Raw genomic sequence first — 23,249 nt, forward strand, 5'->3', positions numbered from 1 at the left:
TGGCACAACCGCCCCAAGCCGCTGGCGCCCGCGCTGTCCTTCGTCGAAATGGATACTGGCGCGTTAGGACGACCCGGAGCCTTCGATTCGGCGGCTCACGCGATCGGCTACCTTGCCGCGCACAACGACCTCGTCGGCACCCGCCTGGCGGGCGGCCTTGAGCATCGCGCCTTCCACGTGCGGACCGAAGGCCAGGATGGCGGCATCCGGACAGCGTTCGCGCCAGGTGGCCACGGTAGCCACGTCGCGGGCCGCCAGGTCAATCGCCACCAGATCGGGGCGCTCGGCCCCATCGCCACTGGTGACCGTGGCCCCGGCCGAACGCCAGCGGGATTCGAGGCGCACGCGGGTCATCAGGTCCGGGGTATCGAGGTGGATGTGCATGGGCGTCTCCGACGAAAGGGGGCTGTCGTTTGAATGCACAGCCTCGCGCACGACGGTCAGCCGCACCAGAGACGTCATGCGGGGCAGAGAATACAAGTGCCCGGAAAACATCCGCGCCCGTGCGGTTGAGCGCACTCCCGGGTTGGAGGAAGCTGGGCACTGAAACCGACTGCGCTGGCGCACCCAATCCAAGGAGTCGAGATGCACGAGTTTTCGTTGATGGCCGACCTGATGCGCAAGATCGAGCAGGTGGCGGCGGATAACAACGCCGAGCGGGTCACCCGGGTGCGGGTCTGGCTGGGCGCGCTGTCGCACATCACGCCGGAGCACTTCCGCGAACACTTCGAGGATGGCACCCGCGGCACGCTGGCCGAGGGCGCCGAGCTGGAGGTGGAAACCTCCGACGACGAGACCCACCCCGAGGCGCAACAGATCCTGCTGCGGAGCCTGGACGTGGCGTGAACACGCCCGCGACACTTAGCCCGGCGCGGGAGCGCTGGCGCCTGGTCGTCACCGGCCGGGTGCAGGGCGTGGGTTTTCGCCCATTCGTCGCGGCGCTGGCGCGGCGTCTGTCCCTGGCTGGCACGGTCGGCAACACGCCCGCGGGCGTGGTGATCGAGGCCGAGGGCGACGCAGCCAGCCTGGATGCGTTTCGCGCGGCGCTGGCGCAAGAGGCGCCGGCAGCCGCGCACGTCGATGGCATTTCCGTCGGCCCCGTAAGCCCCACCGGCGCGGCGGGCTTCCGGGTCACCGCGGGGCCGAACCGAGGCGGTGCCCCGGCCCTGGCCGCGGACCGCGCCCCCTGTCCCGACTGCCTGGCCGAGATCCGCGACCCGACGGCGCGGCGCTACCGCTACCCGTTCACCGCCTGCACGGCCTGCGGCCCGCGCTGGAGCATTGCCACGGCACTGCCCTGGGATCGTGCCGGCACCACCCTTCATGACTTCCCGCTGTGCCCGGCCTGTCGGGCGGAGTTCGAGAACCCGGGGGATCGGCGCTTCCATGCCGAGGCGATGGCCTGCCCGGACTGCGGGCCGCGGCTCGTGCAGCGCGCGCCGGACGGTACCGAACAGGCCACCGGTGATGCGGCACTGGATGCCGCCGTGGCCACCCTGCGCGAGGGGCAGATTCTGGCCCTGAAGGGCCCGGGCGGATTCCAGCTGCTGACGGACGCCACCCGCGAGTCCGCGGTTGCCCGCCTGCGCGCGCGCAAGCAGCGCCCGGAAAAGCCGCTGGCGGTGCTGCTGCCGGATGGCGGCTGGCTGGACCGTCTGGCCCATGTATCCGAAGCGGAACGGGCACTGCTGGACAGCCCGGAGGCCCCGATCGTGCTGGTGGATCGCAAGATTGGCGCGCCGCTGGCCGGGAACATCGCCCCGGGGCTGAACCGCCTCGGGCTGATGCGGGCGGCCACGCCTCTGCACCAGATGCTGCTGGACGCGCTCGCGATCCCGCTGGTCTGCACCTCCGGCAACCGCAGTGGCGAGCCGCTTTGTATCGACGGCGAGGAAGCGGTGGCCCGGCTGGGCGTGATCGCGGATGCCATCCTCGACCACGACCGGCCGATTGCGCGGCCGCTGGACGACAGCGTGTTCCAGATCGCGGCCGGGCAGCCGCAGTGTCTGCGCCTGGGGCGGGGAACCATGCCCCTGCGCATCCCGCTGCCGGCGCCCGGCCCAGTCACGCTGGCGCTGGGCGGCCACCTGAAGGCGGCACCGGCGCTGGCCCTGAACCGCGAGGTCGTGGTCGGCGCCCACGTCGGCGACCTCGACAGCGATCCGGCCCTGCGCCGCCTCGACAGCGAGGCCCGCGCGCTGGCCGGGCTCTGCGGCGTGCAGATCGAACACGTCGCCTGCGACCGGCACCCGGACTACGCCTCCACGGCACTGGCCGAGGGCGCGGGCGTGCCGGTCTTCCCCGTGCAGCACCACCACGCCCATGCCGCGGCCTGTCTGGCCGAGCAGGGAGTGCAGGCCTCGGCCCTGGCGCTGGTCTGGGACGGTGCGGGGCTGGGCACGGACGGGACGCTCTGGGGGGGCGAGTGCCTGACCGTGGCCGCCAATGGCGACTGGCAGCGCCTAGGCCATCTGCGCCCGTTCCGACTGCCGGGGGGCGAGGCCGCAATCCGCGAGCCGCGCCGCGCACTGCTGGGGCTGCTGCATGCGCACTTCGCGAGCGATACGGCGGCCCTGGCGGCCAGTCCGGCGCGGGCCTTGTTCGACGATGCCGAGTGGCCAGCGCTGCTCCGCGTCCTGGATCGCGGCGTCAACGCGCCCTGGACCAGCAGCGTCGGGCGTCTGTTCGATGCGGTGGCCGCCCTGACCGGGCTGCGCACCGGTGCCGGCTTCGAGGGGCAGGCCGCGATGCTGGTGCAGCAGGCGGCGGAGGCCGCGCCGGGCGTGGTGGATGCCCCGGATCTCGAGCTGGAGAACGCGATGCCCTGGCAGGCGGACTGGGGCCCGCTGATCGCCGCCCTGCTGGCGGCGCAGGCGGGCGGTGCCGCCCCCGGGGCGATTGCCGCAAGGCTGCATATCGCACTGGCGCGGTTCGCGGTGGCCGCCGCACGGGCGAGCAAACGCGAGACCGTGGCATTGACCGGCGGATGCTTCCAGAATCGGCATCTACTGCAATGCTGCGTGGCGGCCCTGCGGGACGCCGGCTTTCACCCGCTGTGGCCACGGGCCGTTCCGCCCAACGATGGCGGACTGGCGCTGGGCCAGGCGGTGCTCGCACGCCGCGCCGCGCACCCGGCCCGACCGGAAGAAGGAGACTGACCCATGTGCCTTGCGATCCCCGGCCTTATCGACACGGTGGAGGGCGACGACCCGCTGTTCCGCCAGGCGCGGGTCCGCTTCGGTGGCGTGGCGCGCACGGTGTCGCTCGCCTGCACCCCGGAGGCCGGGCCCGGCGACTACGTGCTGGTGCATGCCGGCATCGCGATCGCCACCATCGACGAGGCCGCGGCCGAGCGTACCCTGGCGGCGCTGCGCGCGATCCCCGAGCACGCGCCGCCCGCCCCGGAGGGCCCGTGAGGCACCTGGACGAATACCGCGACCCGGCGCTGATCCTGCAGCAGGCGGAGGCGATTCGCGCGGCCTGCACCCGGCGCTGGACGCTGATGGAGGTCTGCGGCGGCCAGACCCACGCGATCCTGCGCCACGGGCTGGACGATCTACTGGCGGACGCGGTCGAGCTGCTCCACGGCCCCGGCTGCCCGGTCTGTGTGACCCCGACCGAGACCCTGGACCAGGCCGTACTGCTGACCCGCCGCCCGGAGGTGATGCTGTGCACCTTCGGCGACATGCTGCGCGTACCCGGCGCGCTGGGCGACCTGAACGCCGCGCGCGCGGCCGGCGGGGATGTGCGCGTGATCTACTCGCCGCTGGATGCGGTCGCGCTGGCGCGCGAACACCCGCAGCGCGAGGTGGTGCTGCTGGCGGTGGGCTTCGAGACCACCGCCCCGGCCGCCGCGATCACGGTACTGCAGGCCGAGGCCCTGGGGCTGTCCAACCTGTCGCTGCTGGTCTCGCACTCGCTGGTGCCGCCGGCGATGGAGGCCCTGCTGACGGACCCGGCCCACCGCATCCAGGGCTTTCTGGCCGCCGGGCATGTCTGCACCGTGGAGGGGGCGGCGGCCTATCAGGCGATCGCCGAGCATTTCCGGGTGCCCATCGTGGTGACGGGCTTCGAGCCGGTGGACCTGCTGGCCGGGATCCGGGCCTGTGTGGAGCAGCTGGAACGCGGCGAGGCCCGGGTCGAGAACCGCTATGACCGGGCCGCCCGCGACGACGGCAATGCCGCCGCGCGCGATGCGGTCAGTCGCGTGTTCGAGCCGGTGGAACGTGACTGGCGCGGCATGGGCCGCCTGCCCGCCAGCGGGCTGGGCCTGCGCCCGGCCTACGCCCGCTTCGATGCCGTCGCGCGTTTCGGGATCACCGCCCCCGCGACCGGTGCGGACGGGCCCTGCATCGCCGGCGAGGTGCTGCGCGGGCTGCGCCGACCGACCGATTGCCCCGCCTTCGGCCGCGAGTGCACCCCGGACACTCCGCTGGGCGCGCCGATGGTGTCCTCCGAGGGGGCCTGTGCCGCCTATCTGCACTACCGGGGCGGGGCATGACCACGGAGGTGGTCCGCCTCGCGCATGGCGGCGGGGGCCGGCTGCAGGCGAAGCTGCTGGACGAGGTGATCCTGCCGGCACTGGGCACCCCGGCCCGCGGCGCCCCCGATGCGGCCGTGCTCGACGCACCGGGCGGGCGCCTGGCCCTGACCACCGACAGCTTCGTGGTGCGGCCCCTGTTCTTCCCGGGCGGCGACATCGGCCGCCTCGCGGTACACGGCACGATCAACGACCTGGCGATGGCCGGGGCGCGGCCGCTGTGGCTGACGCTGGGGCTGATCCTCGAGGAGGGGCTCCCGCTGGAGGATCTGCGGCGCATCCTCGCCTCCGTAAGCGCGGCTGCCGAAGAATGTGGTGTGCAGGTGGTGGCCGGCGATACCAAGGTGGTCGAGGCCGGGCGCGGCGACGGGGCCTACCTCAACACCAGCGGGGTGGGCATCGTGCCGGAGGGGGTGCGGATCGCACCGGACGCGATCCGGCCCGGTGACGTGCTGCTGGCCAGCGGTGACCTGGGCCGACATGGCGTCGCCATCCTGGCCGCGCGCGAGGGTCTGGGGCTGGACCCACCGACCCCCAGCGACAGCGCGTCGGTCGCTGGGGCGGTGGCCGCGCTGCTGGCGGCCGACGTGCCCGTGCATGCGCTGCGCGACCCGACCCGCGGCGGCACGGTGGCCGCGCTGCAGGAACTTGCGGATGCCTCAGGCTGCCGCCTGGTGCTGGACGATGCGGCCATCCCGGTGCGCGCGGACGTGCGCGGGGCCTGCGAGATGCTCGGGCTGGACCCGCTGCACAGCGCCTCGGAGGGCCGCTTTCTGGCCGCCGTACCGGAACCCGCGGCCGAACATGCCCTGAGCGTGCTGCGGTCACGATCGGAGACGGCCGGCGCCGTCGCGATCGGCCAGGCCGAGGCGGGCGAGCCCGCGGTCATCCGACGCCTGGCGACCGGCGTGGACCGCCGCGTGATCCTGCCGGCCGGCGAGCAGTTGCCCCGCATCTGCTGAGGGACCGCGGAAACGGCCCGATGGAGTGCTGACGGAGATACGGGATGACGGGCATGACGGCGGCGCCCGACGGGCGTTATGGTGAAACTCACGCTTCAGTCAGGAGGAACCCACGATGTCGATGCGCCCATTGATTCCTGCGGTCCTCGCGCTCGCCAGCAGCCCCGCCCTCGCCCACCCGGGGCACGGCCATGGCGACGGCTTCTCGCTGCTGCACTACCTGAGCGCCCCGGAACATGTGGCAGGACTGGTACTGCTCGCTGTGGTCGGCGGGGGCATTGTCGGCTGGTGGCTGCGCCGCCGAAGCCGTGACGACCGCCGGGACTGATCCGGGCGCCCTGCGCGTTCATGCATCGGCCGCAATCGGACACCAGTAGCGCTGCTCGAAGTCCCGGTCCCGGTCGCGTACCGGCACCGACTGGAAGCCGACCCGGGCGAAAAAGCCGGCCGCCGACGTCTGCGCCTTGACCAGCACCCCGTCGACATCCGCAGCGCGGGCGGCCTCCTGGCAGGCCACTACCAGTTGCCGTCCGACACCCGTACCACGGGCGGTGCGGGCCACGTACAGCCCGTGCAGCAGCAGGCCCGTGACCGCTCCGTCGGGCAGCTCCCGCGCCTCGGCGGACTCCCAGGTCGCCACACCGACCACCTGTTCGGCCTCCTCCCGCACGACGGCGTCCAGGAACATCAGATCGGCCTCGGTGTAGCGACAGGCCGGCAGTGCCAGGCGGCGTACCCGCTCCGGCAAGGGCCAGTCCTCGATCGCCTCGGCGACCAGCTGATTGATCGCCCCCAGGTCCTCTCGGCAGGCGGGGCGCAGGCCCGAACTCTGGACAACGCTGGCGGCCATCGGACACCCCTTATTCGGCACGGTTCCTGCTGGGACCACGAGAGGGGTCAGGAGTGCCCCATGCCGAGGGCTTCACGACAGCGACATGTGCGATCAGAGATAATCACGCCGCACCGAAAAGAGACGACAGCGCACCATGACGGAACTGAAAAAAGCCATCGAGCACCAGCGCGAATATCTGGAAGCCCGGCTACAGGAGCCGCTGGCCGAAATCGCAGCCCGTATAAGCAAGGCCTGGCCGCGACGCGAGGCACTGGATTCGATCCTGGAAGAGGCGATCCGGCAGATCCCGGAAGCCACGTTTGTCTATGCCCTGAACACCGAGGGCATCCAGCTATCCGACAACATCTCGCGCAGCGGCGTGCTGCCGGAGCACTTCGGTCGCGACCGCTCGCAGCGCCCCTACATGAAGGAGGCGGTGCCAGCCGAGGGCTTCCTGCTGTCGGAGGCCTACATCAGCCTGCTCGGACGCCGCCCTTCGCTCACCTCGCTACAACTGGTGCGCGACGAGAACGGCACGGCACTCGGGTTCCTCGGCGCGGACTTCGACCTGCGCAATCTGCCGGACCTGTCGGAGGATCTCTACGAAGAACCGAACGAATGGCGCCAGATCAAGGGCGACCCGTCCATCCGCGGAACGCTGTTCCTGCAGAGCCGCACCGAAAGCCTGATGGACCAGCACATCGACACCGCGCTGGCCATCCTGGAAGAACTGTTCACTGAGCGCGGCGTATTCCAGGGCGTGTTCCATTTCTCCAGCTCGCGGGCGACGCTCTGGACCACCGAGGACCCCTACCGCTACCGCATCCTGACCCACGAATCCCTGGCCGACCCCGATGTCTGCCTCGCCTTCCCCCACGAGCCCTACCCGGAGGAAGCCCTGATCCCGAAAGAGGCTGTGGGCCGCGTGCTCGAAGGGCTCAAGGCCCTGCGCTTTGCCGACGAGACCATCTACCTGCGCTCGGCCTCGGTGAACCTGTTCAACGGCATGGTCAGCCTGACCTTCTCCTGCGACGGCTCCCACTACATGACCTGGGACGACTTCCTCGGCCGCTCCATCGACTTCTGGATCGGCGCCACCGGGTAAACGGCCTCGCGCGCTGACAGCGACCCGCCGCCTGGGCCATGATGGGCTCGGATCCAGGCGCGGGGACAGGGGATGGATACCGCAGTAGCCAAGGAGATCGGCGGGCGGCGCGAGCAGCAGGACGCAGTCGGCGTATGGGCCTGCCCGGATGCCCGCTGCGCGTTGCTGGTCGTCGCGGACGGCATGGGCGGGCACGCGGACGGCGCTCAGGCAGCCCGGATGGCCATCGCCACCGCCGAGCGCCTGTGGAACGACTGCGACGGTCGCCCGCAGGACCCGGCGACACTCCTGAAGCGCCTCTTTCACGAGACCCAGGCCGCCCTGTACAACCCCGGCTCGGCACCCGGTGAACAATCCGGGACCACGCTGGTCGCGCTGTATGTCGGGCCGGAGCGGGCCTGGTGGGCCCACTGCGGCGACAGCCGTCTGTATCACTTCGAGGGGGAGCACCTGATCACCCGCACGCGGGACCACACCCGGGTGCAGGCGCTGGTGGATGCCGGCGAGATTCGCGAAGAGGACATGGCAACCCACCCGGAACAAAATCAGCTCCTGCAGGCCCTGGGCGTGGTCGACCCAATACGGGTGGACCATGGCGAGGCCTCGCTGACGCCCGATAGTCGCTTCCTGCTGTGCTCCGATGGGTACTGGGAACAGCGGGGCCCCGAGGAAAGTGCTCGATGGATGAGTCAGCCGGATCTTCGGGCCGCCTGTACGCAGGCGGCCGCCTGCGCAGCACAGCGCGGCGGCGCGCATGGCGACAATGTGGCCATCGCCGCCTGGCGTGCACAGGCCATGACCGGCCCGGATCGGCGCCACCTGCGTGCCGCCATCCGGCCGCTACTGCTGGGGGCCCTGCTCCTGCTCGCCGTCCTTGCAATCCTCTTCTGGCCTCTGGACTGAACATGACGCGCCTTGTTGTAGGGGCAGCATTGCCCCTCGTCGCCCTGCTGACCGGCTGCGCGGTGCTGGGCGTCGATGAAGACGAACCGGCCACCGAGGCGCCCGAGGTGTCAGAAGAAGCCGCTGCAGACGGCGGCCCCGCGCCTGCGGAAGACCTGACCATCGCGGAAATCATCGAGGCCCTGCAGGAAGGGGACATCGAACGGGCAGACCCAGCCCTGGACCGATTCCTGAAGGGCGAACCCGGTCACCGGGTCGCGCGCAGCCTGCGCGCGCAGCTGGATGCGGACCCGCGCGAGGAACTGGGCTCGGCCTATTTCTCGCACACGGTGGAGCCGGGCGAGACACTGGGTCAGCTGGCCCGGCAGTACCTGGGTGATGCCAATCGCTTCCTGATCCTCGCGCGTTACAACGACATCGAGCGCCCGTCGCGGTTACTGGTCGGCCAGCGCCTGCGGATACCGCAGAGCGCCGCGCGCGAGGCGCCGGCCGCCAATGCGGAGGGACTCGAAGACCAACTGGCCGCCCTGGGCGGACAGGACGACGAAGAGGCCTATCTGCGCGCGATCGAGGCTGACCTGGAGGCGGGTCGTTACGGAGAGGCGCGCGATGGGGTCCGGCAGGCGCGTGCGCAGACCGGCAATGGCCTTCGGGGGCAACGACTCGACGAGCTGGAACGCGCAGTGGACGGCCGCTACTGGGAGCAGCGCGGGCACGCGGCGCGCGATGCGGGTGACCCCGAGGCCGCACTCGCCGCCTATGACCGGGCGCTGGAGGCCGACTCCGGGCACGATGCGGCCCGGGAAGCGCGTGAGGAATTGCGCGAACAGCGCAAGGAAGAGCTGCATGCGGCGGCCATCCAGCGCTACCGCAACCAGGACCTGGAAGAGGCGATCGCCCTGTGGGACAAGGCGCTGGAGCTGGATCCCGAGTTCGAGGCCGCACGCGGATACCGCCTGCGGGCCCTGGAACTGCAGCGCCGCCTGGAACGGCTGGGACGCTCGGAAGAAGGCGCCTCCTGAGCCGGTCAGACCCCGTATTCGGCGCGGTAGGCGCGCAGCGCCTCAAGGTGCTCGGGGGCGCGGCCGGTCTGTTCCAGCATCTGCACCAGGTCCCCCAGCCGAGCCACGCGCACGACCTCCAGGCCCAGCTCGTCCTCGACCTCCTGGATTGCCGAACGCTCGCCGCGGCCGCGCTCTTCGCGATCCAGGGCAATAGCCACCGCCACCGGCGTGGCGCCCGCCGCACGGATCAGCTCCACCGATTCACGGATGGCAGTGCCGGCGGTGATCACGTCGTCCACGATCAGCACGCGCCCGGCCAGCGGCGCACCCACGATGTTGCCGCCCTCTCCGTGATCCTTGGCCTCCTTGCGGTTGAAGGCCCAGGGGCGATCCATGTCGTGGTCGCGGTACAGCGCCTCGGTTACGGCCGCGGCCAAGGGGATGCCCTTGTATGCCGGGCCAAAGACCAGGTCGAAGGCGACGCCGGAATCGACGATGGCCTGCGCGTAGAATTCGCCCAGGCGCACGAGATCGGAGCCCCGGTTGAACAGGCCGGCATTGAAGAAATACGGGCTTACCCGCCCCGACTTCAGTGTGAACTCGCCAAAGCGCAGGACGTCGCGTTCCAGGGCATAGTCGAGAAAGGCATGGGCGGTCATCGCGGGGCTCCGGTCGGAAAACGCCGTATTCTGACACAAGCGTGGCGGGATTCATCACGCCAGCCCTTTCCTGTACACGCGCGCGCCGGTATCGTTCCCGGCCATGCGCATACTCTCGATGAACGCCAATGGCATCCGTGCCGCCGCCCGCAAGGGCTTCTTCGACTGGCTCCCGACGACCGCGGCCGACGTGGTCTGCATCCAGGAGACCAAGGCCCAGATTCACCAGATTCAGGGCGAGCCTTTCCACCCCCCCGGCTACCACTGCGCCTATGTGGATGCGGTAAAGCCCGGCTACAGTGGCGTGGCCCTGTACAGCCGGCGTCAGCCGGACGAGGTGATCGCGCGCATTGGCTTCGAGGAGGCGGACAACGAGGGCCGCTACGTGGAGATGCGCTTCGGGGACCTGTCCGTGGTGTCGCTCTACCTGCCCTCGGGTTCCTCGGGGGACCACCGGCAGGAGTCCAAGTGGCGGTTTCTGGACTTTTTCCGGCCGTGGCTGGCAGAGCGCATGCAGGACGGGCGCGAGTGGGTGATCTGCGGCGACTGGAACATCGCCCACAAGGAGATCGACCTGCGCAACTGGAAATCCAATCAGAAGAACTCCGGCTTCCTCCCCGAGGAGCGCGCCTGGCTGGATCACCTGTTCGACGAGATCGGGATGGTGGATGTCTTCCGGCGACTGGACGACCGCCCCGAGCAGTACACCTGGTGGTCCAATCGCGGCCAGGCCTGGGCGAAGAACGTGGGCTGGCGCATCGATTACCAGATCGCCACCCCCGGCATCGCAGAAACCGCGCGGGACCCGTACATCCATACTGACGACCGCTACTCCGATCACGCCCCGTTCTGGATCGACTATGACTACACCCCCTGATCGTCATCTGCGGGCAACTTCGTGAGCACGGCTGCCGAGTCGCAGAATCGGCCGAACCGCGACTGGCGCGAGGCACTGGCCGTCTACCGCCACCCACGGGTGGTGGGCATGCTGTTCCTTGGCTTTGCCGCCGGGCTTCCGCTACTGCTGACAGGCGGCACCTTCACCGCCTGGCTGCGCGACCTCGGTGTCGAACTGGCCTCGATTGGGTTCCTCTCCTGGGTGGGCATGGCCTACAGCATCAAGGTGCTGTGGGCCCCGATCGTAGACCGGATGCGGCTGCCGCTGCTGACCCGGATCTTCGGGCGGCGGCGCGCCTGGATGCTGGCGGCGCAGGCGACCATCATGCTGGGGCTGTTCGGGATTGCCTTTACCGATCCCACCGAACAGCTCTGGCTGGTCGCGGTCTGGGCCGTGCTCACGGCCTTTGGCGCCGCGACTCAGGACATCGCGATTGATGCCTACCGCATCGAGGCAGTCAGCCAGGAGCGCCAGGGCGCCATGGCGGCCGCCTATGTCTTCGGCTATCGCGTGGCATTGCTGACGGCCGGAGCGGGGGCCCTGCATATTGCGGCCGCCGGCAGCTGGAGCCTGTCCTACATGGCGATGGCGGCACTAATGCTGGTCGGGGTGATCTGCACCCTGATCGTGCGCGAGCCAGAGGTCGCGCCGCGCGACACGAAGACCGCGCAACTGGAAGAGCGCGTGGTGCATTACATCAACAACACCTCCGACACCGGGCTCTGGCGCGACTTCAAAGCCTGGCTCATCGGCGCGGTGGTGTGTCCGTTCGTGGATTTCTGGCAGCGCTTCGGGCGTGTTGCGCTGGTAGTGATCGCGTTCATCGCGATCTTCCGCATCAGCGACATCTTTATGGGCGTGATGGCCAATCCGTTCTATCTCGACCTGGGCTTCACCAAGGACGAGATCGCCAACATCGCTGCGGCGTTCGGCCTGGCAATGACGCTGACGGGGGCCGCACTGGGCGGACTGCTGGTCGTGCGATTCGGGATCATGCGCATGCTGATCGCCACCGCCATCCTGGCGCCGGCCACCAACCTGACTTTCTCCTGGCTGGCGACCCTGGGCCCGGAAATCTACGGCCTGGTGTTCGCGATCATGGCCGACAACCTCTCTGGCGGGATGGCAATCTCGGTGTTCATCGCCTATCTCTCCAGCCTGACCAACTCGGCCTATACCGCGACCCAGTACGCCCTGTTCAGCTCGATCATGACCCTCCCGGGTCAGTTCCTGGCCGGATTTACCGGTGTGTTCGCCGAGCACTTGGGCTGGTTCTGGTTCTTTGTCAGCTCGGCGCTCATTGGCATTCCCACCATCCTGCTGGCGCTCGCACTGATGCGCTGGGCCAATCCGGATCGCATGGCCCAGCCGGGCCGACCGTCGGAGTTGCAGGCGCCGCCGGAGGGACCGGAACGCGCCCCCTCGTAAGAGGCGGGCCCGGGTTCCGAACGTCGGCCCGTCCGTCCGGGGCCTACCAAAACAAAAACGTCCGCCGGCGATGACGATCGCAAGCGGACGGCAGGGCAGCGCCCCCGGTATCGAAGGGGCGGCTATCGACTACTCCCGGCTTCAGGGGCGCTTCGGCGTCTGGTACTCCGCCTCTTTCTGGAAAGACTCCCAGATCGTCTCGTAACCGACGAAGCCCTTTTCGTTGGGCGGCATCTGGCGGGTCACCAGGTAACGGGACTTGCCGTCCGGGACCTGCGGGTGTTTCTTCTCGGTATCCTGGCTCATGGTTCATTCACCTCGCTTCGATGAAAAAGAGGGGATGGGAGATACTGGTCTCGCTCCCCAGACATACTGAAAGGCCGGCTGGACCGGCTCCATCACTCGATGGGCACCGTTCGTCCGCTGTCGATTTCCGGGCCCGACTCCACCTTGCCACCATGCTCGATTTCGTCCGCAGTGGCATCACGCACCAACAACACATTCAGTTTGAAAATCACCTGCCGACCACACAGCGGGTTATTGCCATCGATGGTGATCGTCTTGTCGTCGAGCCGCGTAACCAGAAAATTCTTGGTCTGGCCGCGATCGTTTTCCATCAGGATCGCCGTACCGACTTCGCGGTACTCCTCCGGCACGTTTTCGATCGCTTCCGTGATCACCAGGGACTCGTCGCGCGGGCCGTACAGCGCATTGCAATCGATGGGGACCTCGATGGTCTCGCCCTGCGCCTTGCCCTCAAGCTCGCCCATTACCTTGGGTGACAGGACCTCATTGACGCCGTGCACATAGCCCAGCGGGAACTCCACTTCGGTCAGGACCTGGCCGGATTTCTCGTCGATGACCTGATAGTTCAGCTCAACGTACTTGTTGTCCTTGATTACATCTGTCATTCAAAGTCCCGCTGTCTTAGAAAATGGACGCACCGAAGATTCGCACTTCGCCTTCCTCGTAACCAAGGACCATGCGGCCGAGCCACTCGCCTTCTTTCTTCGTGCTGCGCACCCGATACAGGACCGTGACATGTTCGCCGCGGCGAATGATGCCGAGGTAATCCCAGTCCTCCTTCAGGTTGCGGGTCAGCTCGCTCTGGGCGAATTGCTTGCCCACCTCGACTTCATTGAGGCCGAACAGCAGGTGGTAGGAGAACCGGCGGACGAACTTGCCGTACTGGCCCTTGTTCGAGTACTTGATCAGATCGCTCCACATGGGGTGGGCGATCTCCAGGATCTCCTCGTCGGAGTGATCGATGATGTTCATCGAGGTCTCCGGCATTGGCTGTGCTTCAGCTGCACTGGTCATGTTGAAACCCCCGGGGGTGACGGTTGAAAGAGAAGACCAACGCGCGAACGCGTTGGCCATCGCTGCTTGCCAGCCATAGTGACGGGGCCGCAGCCGACCCCGTCACGTTAGCACCCTAGGCTTCCGCCTTCTCGGGCTCGGCCGGGGCCTCGTCCTTGTCGACCAGGTGATAGCACGGCGCCTTCTCCATGGTGTACTCGCCCGTCTTCGGGTCACGACGAGAGACGGTCAGGTGATGCCAGTTCTTGTCGTCGAGCTTCATGTAGTCGCCGCGGTAGTAGTAACCCGGCCAGCGGGTTTCCTTGCGGAACAGCGTGTGGTGGAAGACGCTCTCGGCCGTGCGCACGCGGTGCTTCAGCTCCCAGGCGCGCAGCAACTCGTGGATGTCCTCCGCCGCCAGCTTTTCCAGATCCTCTTCGAGGATGTGCATCTTTTTCAGGCCGATGTTGAGCAGCTTTTCGTTGGTCATGTAGCTGACCGTCACGCCACCGCAGTATTCGTCCATCAGCTTCTGCAGGCGGTCGAGACCCTGGCGCGGGTTGATGTAGTTCGGATTGACCGAACCGGCCACGACCTCGTTGCGATAGATCTTGTAGTGCTCGAGCGGCTTGTAGATCTCCTCTTTGCGCTTGTTGATCTGCGAATCGGAGACGCGAATGCCGTCGGCCTTGCCATCGTCGATGTACTTGCAGGCGGCCTTGGCGGCCAGGCGGCCCTCAGTGAAGGAACCGGAGGAGAACGCATGCGGCGTCCCGCCCACGGCGTCGCCGGCACCAAACAGGCCTTCGACGCTGGTCATACGGTTGTAGCCCCAGAAGTACTCGGGCGGGGAGACATCCTCCGGACCGGAGCACCAGGCACCACAACCCGTGGCATGCGAGCCCATCACGTAGGGTTCCGAGGTGGTCAGCTCTGGGTTCTCGTTCTTGGGGTCCACGTCGGTGGCGGCCCACAGCACGGCCTGGCCGACGGTCATGCCCAGGAAGTTCTCCCAGCCCACCTCTTCGAGGTGCGGATCCTGGAAGGCCTCCATGGTGACCATGTGGATCGGGCCACGACCGGCATTCACCTCGTTCAGGAATGCGTGGTTGCGCAGGCAGGTCGGGATCGGGCGATGGGTCCGGTGGGAGGCCTCCGGGTCGAGGTACTCCTTGCCGACCATTTCCTGCAGCCCTGGCCACCACTTGGACTCGTACTCTTCACCATTGCAGTTCTGCGTACGGGTCTTCAGATGCAGGAAGTACGCACCGACTGGACCGTAACCATCCTTGAAGCGGGCCAGCACGATGCGGTTTTCCATCTGGGTCATCTTGGCACCGGCGTTGATCAGCAGACCATAGGCCGAGCCGGAAGACCACGGGGCGTACCAGACGCGACCGGCACCTTCACCGACCGAACGCGGCTTGAAGATCATCGAGGCACCGCCGGCGGCGACGATCACGGTCTTCGACTTGAAGACGTGATAGTTACCGGTGCGCACGTTGAAGCCCACGGCACCGGCCACCCGGTTCTCCTTGGACTCGTCCATCAGCAGATGGGTGACGCAGATGCGGTTGTAGATCGTATCGGCCGACTTCTTGGCGGCCTCGGCCACGATCGGCTTGTAGGATTCGCCGTGGATCATGATCTGCCAGCGGCCTTCACGCTGGTAGGCGCCCGTCTTCGGGTCGCGCATCAGCGGCAGGCCCCATTCCTCGAACTGGTGCACGGTGGAATCCACGTGACGCGCCATGTCGAACAGCAGGTCCTCGCGCACCATGCCCATCAGGTCGATGCGGGCGTAGCGGACATGGTCCTCGGGGTTGTTTTCGCCCCAACGGGTGCCCATGTAACAGTTGATCGCGTACAGGCCCTGGGCCACGGCGCCGGAGCGGTCGATGTTGGCCTTTTCGGCAATCACGACCTTCTTGTCCTGGCCCCAGAACCGGGCTTCCCAGGCGGCGCCCGTGCCGCCGAGCCCGGCGCCGCAGACCAGGATGTCGATGTTGTCTTCGACGATTGTCTTGTAGGCCATCAGTAGTACACCCCTTCTTTCAGTTTGAGACCGGCGGCCTCAAGCGTGTGCAGATCCCCCTCATCCATGCGGATGTACTTGGGTTCGTTGAACAGCAACTGGCTGTCGCGCATGGACTTGTCCGGTGCGGGGACGTCCGCCAGCTGCGGGATGTGCTTGCCCCAGGGTTTGGTAGTGATCGGCGACAGGAAATTCTTCTCCCGGCCGTCGCGGAACTTGATCTTCCAGGCAATGGTGCCGCGCTCTTCGTCGCGGTCGACGCGCACGCTGTGCCCCAGTGGCGCGAAGTCCGCGTAGCCGCGCACGTCAATGGCGTGGTGCGGACAGGCCTTCACGCAGGAATAGCATTCCCAGCACATGTTGGGCTCGATGTTGTAGGCGCGACGGGTGGTTTCGTCGATATGCATGATGTCTGACGGGCAGATGTCCACGCAGTACCCACAGCCATCGCAACGGGTCATGTATACGAAAGTTGGCATGGTAGTCCTCGATCGATGCTGATGTTCGGGTAAATGGCTTTAGTAGTGGTTGGGCGCTTCACGCTGGATACCCTTCCCCATCTCCATCGGCGCGTCACGCAACAGCTCCATCGAGTGGCGCTGCTGTTGCTCGGGGTCGTCACGCGTGAGGGTCGGGAGGTTTTCGGCGGAACCGTCAGCCCGGGTAAGGCGCTTCTGATAGGCCGCGGCGGGCTTGAAGAACATGTGCGCGAACTTGGACCAGTAAACCGTTGCGAACAGCGTCGTGGTGGCCGCGAGGAAGAGCGCGAAGAAGATCCAGCCGAGGGCACCGGCGCCCTGGGTCAGCGACCACAGAATGGCGAACGTCGACATCGCCAGAAGCGACACGATGAACAGATCGGCACGGACCAGCTGGTACCAGCGACGACCTTCGGAATTCACATCGACACGAATGAAGAACCAGAACCAGTAGCCACCAAATGCGAGCGACAGGGCGCCCAGGTGCCACAGGAGCGGCCACACGCCGGCGGCAGGCTCGGCCGCGTAGCCAAAAATCAGCACGGCGGAAGAGACGACGAAAACAATAAAGCCCCACATGGTGAAGAGGTGGGAGGCACGACGCGTCGGATTTTTGAATTCGCCGGAGGTGATGACCTCTTTCCCAATGGTCTGCATCGCGAGCGAGAATTTTTCGCCACCGCTCACGCTGCGGGTTGCGTTCTTCTCGGCTTTCTTGGCGTTCTCGAAAAAGTACTTGGCACTCCTCTTGTGCATCATGTCGAGGATCGTGCCACCGGCCACCAGAATGACCATGAGCACGACATACGCCTGCATTGCGGCTGGTGGGATAAACGCAGCCAGTTCGGCAAAGGGATTGCTAGTGATCACGGCGTCAGGCCTCCTCGAGTGTCCAATGGGCCCACTGAGTCTGTGATAAATCGTTCTTGCGCTTCAAATCAAAGTTGCTTGCCGCGACATAAAGGGAATGTATGGGTCGATATGCTAATTTAGGGAAACGCTAATCTATTAAGGTCGCCCGCAGATGGGCACCCGCCCCCAACGGCCCTTCGGCCGGTCTTTACTTTGCAGCCCGCATCAAGGCCCCTGAACAATCGCAAAGCCCGCAGCGGCGGGCATTGCGCCCGAGCGAACCGTCGGCATTAAGCCCCGCACTACAAACCCCGATACCGCTTGATCTGCACAGCCCGGCCGAGGGCGCGGCCCGACAGAGGGTCAAGTAACCCGGCGCTTTATGGACTATCTTGTGCTACGTTCAGGGTCGATTAGCAGCGCGCCCGGCCACCAGACGGGCTGGCCGCGTGCGGCCCGAGCACGACACCCGGCGGGATAATCCGCCCAATCCATGCAGCCCACATCCAGCGTCGGCAGGAGATAAAGCCCCATGATCAAACCGCACGGTGCAGACACCCTGAAGCCCCTGTTTGTCTACGACCCCGAACAACACCATGCCCTGCTGAAAGAGGCCGAAAGCCTCCCCTCCGTGGTGATCAGCTCGGCGGCCGCCGGCAACGCCGTGATGATGGGGGGGGGCTATTTCACACCCCTGACCGGCTTCATGAATGTCGCGGATGCGATGAGCTGCGCGGAAAACATGCGAACCACCAGCGGTCTGTTTTTCCCGGTCCCGGTGGTGAACCTGCTGGAGAATGCCGACGCCATCCGCGGGGCCAAGCGAATCGCCCTGCGTGATCCCAACATGGAAGGGAACCCGGTGCTCGCCATCCAGGAAGTCGAGGCCATCGAGGAGTTCAGCGCCGAGCAGATGGAGACCATGACGCAGAAGGTCTACGGCACAACCGACATGGAACACCCCGGGGTGGCCGCCTTCAACAGCGTGGGTCGCGTCTGCGTGTCGGGCCCCATTCAGGTGCTCCACTTCTCCTATTTCCAGGATGACTTCCCCGACACCTTCCGCACTGCGGTCGAGATCCGCAACGAGATTGCGGAACGCGGCTGGAACAAGGTCGTGGCCTTCCAGACCCGCAACCCGATGCACCGCGCTCACGAAGAGCTGTGCCGCATGGCACTGGACCAGCTGGGCGCCGATGGTCTGGTGATCCACATGCTGCTGGGCAAGCTGAAGCCCGGCGATATCCCGGCCCCGGTGCGCGACGCCGCCATTCGCAAGATGGCCGAGATCTACTTCCCCCCGAACACCGTAATGATCACCGGGTACGGCTTCGACATGCTCTATGCGGGGCCGCGCGAGGCCGTGCTCCATGCGCTGTTCCGGCAGAACATGGGTGCGACCCACTTCATCATCGGGCGCGATCACGCCGGCGTGGGGGACTACTACGGACCGTTCGACGCCCAGACCATCTTCGACACGGAGGTCCCCGACGATGCGCTGGAGATCGAGATCTTCCGGGCGGATCACACCGCCTTCTCGAAGAAGCTCGGCCGCGTGGTGATGATGTGTGATGCACCCGATCACACGAAGGAGGATTTCGTGCTCCTGTCCGGCACCAAGGTTCGCGAGATGCTGGGCCGCGGCGAGGCACCACCGGTGGAATTCTCGCGCCCGGAAGTGGCGGAGATCCTGATGGACTACTACCAGAGCATCAACAAGTAGCGGGGCCGGGCCGCAGCCCGGCCCGCAAGGCGAATCGGTGGCGGGATTTCCCGCCACCGTTTTGCATTCAGTAGGTCTTCGACAAGGCCGCCTGGATCTCGGCGAAGGTCCGCGCGACATCGAATGTCTGCACCGACACGCCCAGCTGGCGGCCAATCTGCGTGGCTGAGAACATGCCGCGGATACGGGTCTCGCCGGTCGCCGGATCCGTCTGCCCAACGAGCGCATGCTGACGCCCCCAGTCCTTCAGGGTTGCGATGATGTCGCCAACGTCCGCCTGCATCACCCGCTGCATGTCCAGAAGATCCACGTCATCCAGGGGCGCCATCAGGTCACGTACCCGAAGATCCTCGTGCCGCAGACCGCGCTCGTTCACCATCTGGATCGGGCGCTCCCCCTGCGTATCGCGAGCCGTAATCAACCCGCGCACCTGGCGCGCGTCGTCGACCACGATCAGCAACCGCACACCCCTGGCAATCATCTGCTCCGTCGCCTGACCGAGGGTCGCGTCGGGACCGATTGTGGCCACCGGCACTCGGCGGAAGTCGGTCAGCACACACAGCGCGGAGGAGGCCAGCGTAACCCGCGGTTCCTCGTCGGTTACCTGCTGAAGCCCGGTTCCGGGAGCTGCCTTGCTCGATGGCAGGGGCTTGTGCGGGAATTCTGCGGTCATCGCGTTTCTCCATCCAGGGTGGGAACCTAGACGATGCCCTGAGATGGGCGCGCTGACAAGCGGGTTCTGCCGGACCGGGCCGGTGAGGGCGAATCAACGCCAAGGGGCCACCGAGGGCCCCGAGGGGTCACTTGATTCCGGCGACCGCCTCTTCCGGCGTTGGCCGGATCTCGAACGACATGCGGTCGAGATCCCCCAGCGCCCAGGTCGCCTCGGGCGCGCCGAGACCGGCGACCGTGCCGGGATTCACGACCCAGGTAGAGCCATTCTGGACGTGCGGCTGCTGACGGATCTCGGTCTCGTGGCTGTGGCCGCAGCAGACCAGGTCGTAGTCACCGGTGCAGGCCATCGCGTGGGCGTAGTGGGGGTAGTGCGTGACGAAGATGCGGCGCCCCCCCAGCGTGATCGTGGCATCCAGCCCGTAGTAGTGCAGCAGGCCGTTGGATTGGTGGGCGATGCGCGAGATCGCGACCGGGTCCCCCAGGTTGTTGCCATGCACCGCGTGGATCGGCACACCCAGCTTCAGTGACGCCCGCAGCGTATTGCCGCCGATCACGTCGCCGCAATGGATGACCGCCTCGGCGCCTTCGGCAATGCCAGCCTCGATCGCGCGGGCCAGCATCGGGCCGCGGTCGTGGCTGTCGGAAACAATGCATACCTTCATTGGATTCGCGGGCCTCTGCTGTCAGGTTCCTGGCCCGAGACGATAACACTGCCGCACCCATCCCCGCGTTCAGCCCCGATCCAGGCCGCCCAATCGATACACAAATCGCGCCCGAAATGCCTTGTGGTGGACCCCCCGGAACTGCATAGTGGGGGTAACCCCGGGCGGCAGAGAGGGGGACGCAAGTATATCGTAATTGTCTAAACTATCAAGGCGTTAACGATCTATGGCACAGACCCCGTCGCACGAAATCAAGAACACCACCTGTTACATGTGCGCCTGCCGTTGCGGCATCCGGGTGCACCTGCGTGACGGGGAGGTGCGCTACATTGATGGCAACCCCGAGCACCCGATCAACGAGGGCGTAATCTGCGCCAAGGGCGCCTCCGGGATCATGAAGCAGCACTCCCCGGCGCGGCTGACCCAGCCCCTGCGGCGCAAGCCCGGCGCCGAGCGTGGCGACGGCGAGTTCGAGCCGATCTCCTGGGAGGAGACCTTCGAGATTCTTGCCGAGCGCCTCGGACACATCCGCGAGACCGACCCGAAGCGCTTTGCGCTGTTTACCGGGCGCGACCAGATGCAGGCCCTGACCGGGCTGTTCGCCAAGCAGTTCGGCACCCCCAACTACGCGGCACACGGTGGGTTCTGCTCGGTAAACATGGCCGCCGGCATGATCTACACCATCGGCGGCTCGTTCTGGGAGTTCGGCGGCCCTGACCTGGAACGCTCGAAGCTGTTCGTGATGATCGGCACTGCGGAGGACCACCACTCCAACCCGCTGAAGGTGGCGATCTCCAAGTTCAAGCGCCAGGGCGGGCGCTTTATCTCCATCAACCCGGTGCGCACCGGCTACTCCGCGATCGCCGACGAATGGGTCCCGATCCGTCCGGGAACCGATGGCGCCCTGCTGCTGGCACTGATCCACGAGATCATCAACAAGGGCCTGTACGACCGCGACTTCCTGGTGCGCTACAGCAATGCCGGCCAGCTGGTGAACATGGACGAGGATCAGGACGACTTCGGCATGTTCCTGCGCACCGAAGAGCCGCCGGAAGAGGGCTGCTACGACGCGCAGAACCAGCTCTGGTGGGATCGCAAGACCGGTCGCCCGGTGCCCACCCACACCCCGGGCGCCGACCCCTTCCTGCTCGGAGAATTCATACTCGACGACGGGACACGCGCAAAGCCCTCGTTCCAGCTGTTGCAGGACCGGGTCGCGGAGTACACCCCGGAATGGGCCGAGCGCGTCACCGGCATAGCGGCCAAGGATATCCGCCGCCTGGCTCACGAGATGGGCGTGACCGCGCGCGACCAGCGCATCGAGCTGCCGATCGCCTGGACCGATTCCTGGGGTGTGGAGCACGAGTCGGTAACCGGCAACCCGGTCTCCTTCCATGCGATGCGCGGGCTGGCCGCGCACTCCAACGGTTTCCATACCATCCGCGCGCTGTCGATCCTGATGTCGCTGCTGGGCACCATCGACCGCCCCGGCGGTTTCCGCCACAAGGCCCCGTTCCCGCGTCCGATCCCGCCCTGCGCCCGCACGCCGAAGGGGCCGGAGGGCGTACAGCCCGGCAAGCCGCTGGACGGCATGGTGCTCGGCTGGCCGGCCAGCCCGGACGACCTGTTCGTGGACGACAAGGGCGAGCCGGTCCGGCTCGACAAGGCCTTCTCCTGGGAATACCCGCTGGCCGTGCACGGCATGATGCACAACGCGATCACCAATGCCTGGCGCGGCGACCCCTACCCGATCGACACCCTGCTGATCTTCATGGCCAACATGGCGTGGAACTCGACCATGAACACGGAAGAGGTCCGCAAAATGTTGAACGACAAGGACGACAACGGGGAGTACAAGATCCCGTTCCTGGTCGTGGCGGATGCCTTCCAGTCCGAGATGACCGCGTTTGCCGACCTGGTGCTGCCGGATACCACCTATCTGGAACGCCACGACGTGATGTCGATGCTGGATCGCCCGATCTCCGAGTTCACCGGCCCGGTGGATTCGGTGCGCATCCCGGTGGTGCCGCCGAAGGGCGAGTGCAAGCCCTTCCAGGATGTGCTGATCGAGCTCGGATCGCGCCTGAAGCTGCCAGCCTTCGTGAACGAGAAGGGCGACCGCAAATTCCGCGACTACCCGGACTTCGTGGTCAACTACGAGACTGAGCCGGGCTCCGGCATCGGCTTCCTGGCCGGCTGGCGCGGCAAGGGTGGCGAAAAGTCCCTGCGCGGCGAACCCAACCCCAACCAGTGGGAGATGTACGCGAAGAACAACTGCGTCTTCCAGTACGAGCTGCCGCGCAGCTACCAGTACATGCGCAACTGGAACAAGGGCTATCTGGAGTGGTCGCAGCGCAACCGCATCACGCGCTACGGCGAGCCCGTACTGATCCACCTCTACTCCGAGGTGCTGATGAAATTCCGCGCCGCCGCCCAGGGCAAGGGGACCACACGCAAGGTGCCGGCGCACCTGGCCAAGCGCGTCGAGACCTTCTTCGACCCGCTGCCCTTCTACTACGACCCGCTGGAACACCAGTCCACGGACAAGCACACCTATCCGCTGGCGGCGGTCACCCAGCGGCCGATGGCGATGTACCACTCCTGGGACTCCCAGAACGCCTGGCTGCGCCAGATCCACGCCCACAACCTGCTGTACGTGAACGCGCGCACCGCGCGGGCCGCCGGCATCGAAGACGAGGACTGGATCTGGGCGGAGAGCCCCTGGGGCCGGGTGCGCTGCATGGCCAAGTATTCGGAGGCCGTCGAGCCCGGCACCGTCTGGACCTGGAATGCGATCGGCAAGGCCGCGGGCGCCTGGAACCTGACCCCGGGTGCCAACGAGTCACGCAAGGGCTTTCTGCTGAACCACCTGATCTCCGAGGAGCTGCCGGGGCATGACGGCCCGATCTCCAACTCCGATCCGGTGACCGGTCAGGCGGCCTGGTATGACGTCCGCGTACGAATCTACAAGGCCGAAGAAGGGGAGCCGCAGGAGACCTCTCCCCAGTTCAAGCCGCTCAAACCGTATCCCGGCCAGTCCACACGGGCACGTGTTTTGAACTTCTTTGCGGGCCTGGGGAAACGCTGAACAATGTACACACTCGCGTTGGCACCCCAGGTTTTCCGAGACAAGGCGCGGTGCGCAGCCGGTAGTGGTTCTACCGGCAAGGACCGCAACGCAGGATCGGGGAAC

The 23,249-nt window shown here is 66.8% G+C and carries 24 protein-coding genes; 13 read left to right on the plus strand and 11 right to left on the minus strand.

What is annotated here, in order from left to right; genetic code table 11:
- Positions 1–63: 63 nt before the first annotated feature.
- Positions 64–384 carry a hypothetical protein gene (locus F579_RS0108700; RefSeq protein ID WP_019023561.1) on the minus strand — a complete coding sequence of 107 codons (321 nt, stop codon included), beginning with the start codon at positions 382–384 and terminating at the stop codon, positions 64–66.
- A 201-nt stretch (positions 385–585) separates the two neighbouring features.
- Here F579_RS0108700 and F579_RS0108705 point away from each other — a divergent pair, with 201 nt between their 5' ends.
- From F579_RS0108705 to F579_RS0108730, 6 genes are all read left to right on the plus strand, one after another.
- Complete coding sequence (locus tag F579_RS0108705) at positions 586–846, plus strand: hydrogenase maturation nickel metallochaperone HypA (protein WP_018863238.1); 261 nt, start codon at positions 586–588, stop codon at positions 844–846.
- Complete coding sequence (gene hypF / locus F579_RS0108710; protein ID WP_019023560.1) at positions 843–3,158, plus strand: carbamoyltransferase HypF; 2,316 nt, start codon at positions 843–845, stop codon at positions 3,156–3,158. The genes F579_RS0108705 and hypF overlap by 4 nt, the downstream gene beginning before the upstream one ends.
- A gap of 3 nt (positions 3,159–3,161) precedes the next feature.
- Entirely contained in the window at positions 3,162–3,416 is a 255-nt protein-coding gene (locus F579_RS0108715) for a HypC/HybG/HupF family hydrogenase formation chaperone (RefSeq protein ID WP_019023559.1), read from the plus strand.
- Positions 3,413–4,501, plus strand: a complete 1,089-nt coding sequence (gene hypD / locus F579_RS0108720; RefSeq protein ID WP_019023558.1) for a hydrogenase formation protein HypD — start codon at positions 3,413–3,415, stop codon at positions 4,499–4,501. The genes F579_RS0108715 and hypD overlap by 4 nt, the downstream gene beginning before the upstream one ends.
- Positions 4,498–5,502: a hydrogenase expression/formation protein HypE gene (gene hypE / locus F579_RS0108725; RefSeq protein ID WP_019023557.1), complete on the plus strand. Its 1,005-nt coding sequence runs from the start codon at positions 4,498–4,500 to the stop codon at positions 5,500–5,502. The genes hypD and hypE overlap by 4 nt, the downstream gene beginning before the upstream one ends.
- A gap of 115 nt (positions 5,503–5,617) precedes the next feature.
- Complete coding sequence (locus F579_RS0108730; protein WP_019023556.1) at positions 5,618–5,830, plus strand: hypothetical protein; 213 nt, start codon at positions 5,618–5,620, stop codon at positions 5,828–5,830.
- An 18-nt stretch (positions 5,831–5,848) separates the two neighbouring features.
- Here the strand turns inward: F579_RS0108730 and F579_RS0108735 are convergent, their stop codons facing one another.
- The gene (locus tag F579_RS0108735) at positions 5,849–6,352 is read right to left on the minus strand and encodes a GNAT family N-acetyltransferase (RefSeq protein ID WP_019023555.1); all 504 of its coding nucleotides are present in this window, start codon (positions 6,350–6,352) and stop codon (positions 5,849–5,851) included.
- A 136-nt stretch (positions 6,353–6,488) separates the two neighbouring features.
- Here F579_RS0108735 and F579_RS0108740 point away from each other — a divergent pair, with 136 nt between their 5' ends.
- The 3 genes from F579_RS0108740 to F579_RS0108750 all read left to right on the plus strand — a co-directional run bounded on the left by F579_RS0108740 (position 6,489) and on the right by F579_RS0108750 (position 9,364).
- Positions 6,489–7,439, plus strand: a complete 951-nt coding sequence (locus F579_RS0108740; RefSeq protein ID WP_019023554.1) for a PDC sensor domain-containing protein — start codon at positions 6,489–6,491, stop codon at positions 7,437–7,439.
- 72 nt (positions 7,440–7,511) lie between these two features.
- On the plus strand, positions 7,512–8,342 hold the full coding sequence (locus F579_RS0108745; protein ID WP_019023553.1) for a PP2C family serine/threonine-protein phosphatase: 831 nt from the start codon (positions 7,512–7,514) through the stop codon (positions 8,340–8,342).
- Positions 8,343–8,344: 2 nt separating this feature from the next.
- Positions 8,345–9,364: a LysM peptidoglycan-binding domain-containing protein gene (locus tag F579_RS0108750; protein ID WP_051076684.1), complete on the plus strand. Its 1,020-nt coding sequence runs from the start codon at positions 8,345–8,347 to the stop codon at positions 9,362–9,364.
- 5 nt (positions 9,365–9,369) lie between these two features.
- Here the strand turns inward: F579_RS0108750 and pyrE are convergent, their stop codons facing one another.
- Positions 9,370–10,005, minus strand: coding sequence for an orotate phosphoribosyltransferase (gene pyrE / locus F579_RS0108755; RefSeq protein WP_019023551.1), 636 nt, complete (start codon positions 10,003–10,005; stop codon positions 9,370–9,372).
- Positions 10,006–10,108: 103 nt separating this feature from the next.
- On the opposite strand from pyrE, the gene F579_RS0108760 reads away from it, so the two are divergent.
- Positions 10,109–10,882, plus strand: coding sequence for an exodeoxyribonuclease III (locus tag F579_RS0108760; protein ID WP_019025608.1), 774 nt, complete (start codon positions 10,109–10,111; stop codon positions 10,880–10,882).
- A gap of 21 nt (positions 10,883–10,903) precedes the next feature.
- Positions 10,904–12,331 (plus strand): AmpG family muropeptide MFS transporter, encoded by a 1,428-nt coding sequence (locus tag F579_RS0108765; RefSeq protein ID WP_019023549.1) that lies wholly within the window; start codon positions 10,904–10,906, stop codon positions 12,329–12,331.
- A 141-nt stretch (positions 12,332–12,472) separates the two neighbouring features.
- Here the strand turns inward: F579_RS0108765 and F579_RS15355 are convergent, their stop codons facing one another.
- The 6 genes from F579_RS15355 to F579_RS0108795 form a co-directional block, all read right to left on the minus strand.
- Positions 12,473–12,637 (minus strand): hypothetical protein, encoded by a 165-nt coding sequence (locus F579_RS15355; RefSeq protein WP_018139797.1) that lies wholly within the window; start codon positions 12,635–12,637, stop codon positions 12,473–12,475.
- 92 nt (positions 12,638–12,729) lie between these two features.
- Positions 12,730–13,242 (minus strand): peptidylprolyl isomerase, encoded by a 513-nt coding sequence (locus F579_RS0108775; RefSeq protein ID WP_019023548.1) that lies wholly within the window; start codon positions 13,240–13,242, stop codon positions 12,730–12,732.
- Between the two features lie 16 nt (positions 13,243–13,258).
- Positions 13,259–13,609, minus strand: a complete 351-nt coding sequence (locus F579_RS0108780) for a hypothetical protein (protein WP_019023547.1) — start codon at positions 13,607–13,609, stop codon at positions 13,259–13,261.
- A 157-nt stretch (positions 13,610–13,766) separates the two neighbouring features.
- A complete protein-coding gene (aprA, locus tag F579_RS0108785) occupies positions 13,767–15,665 on the minus strand; it encodes an adenylyl-sulfate reductase subunit alpha (protein WP_018860997.1) in 1,899 nt (632 codons plus the stop codon).
- Entirely contained in the window at positions 15,665–16,144 is a 480-nt protein-coding gene (gene aprB / locus F579_RS0108790) for an adenylyl-sulfate reductase subunit beta (RefSeq protein ID WP_038029702.1), read from the minus strand. Before aprB ends, aprA begins: the two co-directional genes overlap by 1 nt.
- A gap of 39 nt (positions 16,145–16,183) precedes the next feature.
- Positions 16,184–16,960 (minus strand): hypothetical protein, encoded by a 777-nt coding sequence (locus tag F579_RS0108795; RefSeq protein ID WP_019023546.1) that lies wholly within the window; start codon positions 16,958–16,960, stop codon positions 16,184–16,186.
- 568 nt (positions 16,961–17,528) lie between these two features.
- Here F579_RS0108795 and sat point away from each other — a divergent pair.
- Positions 17,529–18,719, plus strand: coding sequence for a sulfate adenylyltransferase (gene sat / locus F579_RS0108800; RefSeq protein ID WP_019023545.1), 1,191 nt, complete (start codon positions 17,529–17,531; stop codon positions 18,717–18,719).
- Between the two features lie 67 nt (positions 18,720–18,786).
- On the opposite strand, the gene F579_RS0108805 is transcribed toward sat, so the two are convergent.
- Both F579_RS0108805 and F579_RS0108810 read right to left on the minus strand, forming a co-directional pair.
- Positions 18,787–19,392, minus strand: coding sequence for a CBS domain-containing protein (locus tag F579_RS0108805; RefSeq protein ID WP_012981477.1), 606 nt, complete (start codon positions 19,390–19,392; stop codon positions 18,787–18,789).
- A gap of 127 nt (positions 19,393–19,519) precedes the next feature.
- On the minus strand, positions 19,520–20,056 hold the full coding sequence (locus tag F579_RS0108810; protein WP_019023544.1) for a metallophosphoesterase family protein: 537 nt from the start codon (positions 20,054–20,056) through the stop codon (positions 19,520–19,522).
- Between the two features lie 226 nt (positions 20,057–20,282).
- Between F579_RS0108810 and F579_RS0108815 the strand changes: the two genes are divergently transcribed.
- Positions 20,283–23,144 carry a molybdopterin oxidoreductase family protein gene (locus F579_RS0108815; RefSeq protein ID WP_019023543.1) on the plus strand — a complete coding sequence of 954 codons (2,862 nt, stop codon included), beginning with the start codon at positions 20,283–20,285 and terminating at the stop codon, positions 23,142–23,144.
- Positions 23,145–23,249: the final 105 nt, after the last annotated feature.

Source organism: Thioalkalivibrio sp. ALJ21, from assembly GCF_000378605.1.
In the GTDB taxonomy this organism is placed as follows: Bacteria; Pseudomonadota; Gammaproteobacteria; order Ectothiorhodospirales; family Ectothiorhodospiraceae; genus Thioalkalivibrio.